2 protein-coding genes are annotated in these 2043 nt (G+C 69.5%); both read left to right on the top strand.

The annotated features are described in order from the left end of the window. The coding region (locus ACLD7X_RS16445; protein ID WP_411424763.1) for an SAM-dependent methyltransferase at positions 1-889 on the top strand (889 nt) is incomplete at its 5' end. An 87-nt stretch (positions 890-976) separates the two neighbouring features. Continuing rightward, complete coding sequence (locus ACLD7X_RS16440; RefSeq protein ID WP_411424762.1) at positions 977-1984, top strand: glycosyltransferase; 1008 nt, start codon at positions 977-979, stop codon at positions 1982-1984. The last annotated feature ends 59 nt before the right edge of the window (positions 1985-2043 follow it).

The following is a 2043-nucleotide window of genomic DNA, read 5'->3' as shown; positions in this document are numbered from 1 at the left end:
GCTCGGCGGCGTCCTCGTATTTGCCGGGCTGCCGCGGATCGCCCCGCAGCCGATCGTGGACATGGAGCCCCCCGCTGCTTCCGGCGACAGCCAGTTTCAGCCGGAAGTCGGCCAGCCGGGGAAGGATGTGATCTGGGTTCCGACGCCGGCGACGCTGGTGGCGGAAATGCTGCGCATGGCGGACGTCAAGCCTGGCGAGCGGGTGGTTGACCTTGGCTCCGGCGACGGGATCATCGCCATCACCGCCGCGCGGGATTTCGGCGCCCGCGCCCTCGGGATCGAATACAACCCCGACATGGTGGCGCTTTCCAAGCGCAAGGCGGCCGAGGCGGGCGTCGCAGACCAGGCTGCTTTCGTTCGTGGCGACATTTTCGAGGAGGATTTCTCCGACGCAGACGTCGTCACGATGTATCTTCTCCCATCGTTGAACCTGAGGTTGCGCCCGACGCTGCTCGCCATGAAGCCGGGAACGCGCCTGACCAGCCACGCCTTCGACATGGGCGAATGGGAGGCCGACGAGACCCGAACTGCCGACAGCCGCACCGCCTACCTCTGGATCGTGCCGGCCAATGTGGACGGCGAATGGCGGGCGTCGGCCGAAGGGTTCGCGCTGGCCGCGGGCGCCCTGACGCTCGACCAGAGCTTCCAGAAGGCGACCGGTTCGCTCGGCCAGTTGTCGTTGAGCGAAGGGCGGCTGCGTGGAACTGACTTCCGCTTCACAGCCACGACCCCGGGCGGCGAGCGGTTCGAGGGGCAAGCGACGGTGCAGGGCGGCGCCATGACCGGGACGCTGCGGGGGCCGGACGGTCGCGCGCGCGCCTTCAGCGCCAGCCGGGTAAGCCCGCCACAGCCGCTGGAGCCGCCCGAAGGGGCAGCCTCGGCCCTCTAGCGGTTCTGGCGGGCGCCACAGCGGCCTTAGGGCGGCGACAAGGATTGCATGCCAGACAGGCGGACCTAGCAAGTCGGGACGGCTCAGATGAAGATTGCGTTGGCGGCGTCGGGCGGCGGACATTTGCGCCAGCTGACCGATCTGGCCCCCTTCCTGGAGGGCGAGGGCCATGAGCTGTTCTTCGTGACCGAACCGACCGCGCTGGCGCGGAGCCTCGAGGGCCGCTGGCGGGTGCGCTATCTCGATCACTTCGCCTATGGCCAGCGCAAGCGCGAGTCCGTGCCGGCCATGGCGATGGCCGGCGCCCGCAACGCCCAGGCCGCGCTCGCCATCGCGCGCGAGGAGCGGCCGGACGTCGTGATCTCGACTGGCGCAGGATCCACCTGGTTCTTCATGCTGTGGGCGCGGCTTCTGGGCGCCCGGTTCGTGCTGATCGAGACGTTCGCGCGCGTGGAGGGGCCTTCCCTTTTCGGCCGCCTCGCCAGTCCATTCTCGGAATTCACCCTCGTGCAGTGGCCGCTGCTGGCCAAGGCCTACCCCAAGGCGACGCTCGCCAATCCGCTGCGCGTTGTGGACGCGGAAGACGACGTGCGCCGCAAGCAGATCCTCGTCACCGTGGGGGCCACGTTGCCCTTTGATTCCATGGTGGAAGCGGTCGTGGCGCTGAAGCGACGCGGGCTTATCGATCATGAGATCATCGCCCAGGTTGGCGAAGGCGGGGTTCGCCCGGCAGGCTGCGTCTCGTTTGAGACCGCGCCGCTGGAGGAGATGCGGCGGCATCTGCGCGAAAGCGACATTGCGGTCTGCCATGGCGGGACGGGATCGCTGATCACGGCGCTTCAGGCCGGCTCCCGGGTGGTGGCGATGCCGCGCAGCGCTGCGCGCGGCGAACACTATGACGACCACCAGGAAGAGATCGTGCGGGCGCTGGCCGGTCTTGGCCTGGTGGAGATCGCCCAGTGCGAGGAAACGCTTGGCGAGGCCATCGGGCGGCTGGTCGCGCGTCCGCGCCGCCGGATCGAGATGGACGGCCGCGCCATCGCGGCGCCCGTGCGGGCGCATCTGGGGCTGGGTCCCCTGCCCGTTCCGGCTTGATCCCCGTCTGCTTGCGGCCTAGGCCGGGGCGCAGAGCCGTCGCGTGCCTTGGGGGGAAC

Source organism: Aphanothece microscopica RSMan92, assembly GCF_046613545.2.
GTDB lineage: Bacteria > Cyanobacteriota > Cyanobacteriia > PCC-6307 > Cyanobiaceae > NIES-981.
This window is presented reverse-complemented; position numbering and strand designations above follow the sequence as displayed.

What these genes read in the sequence shown, in the direction of transcription:
- ACLD7X_RS16440 (WP_411424762.1), top strand. Translation starts at nt 977, where the DNA reads ATGAAGATTGCGTTGGCGGCGTCGGGCGGCGGACATTTGCGCCAGCTG.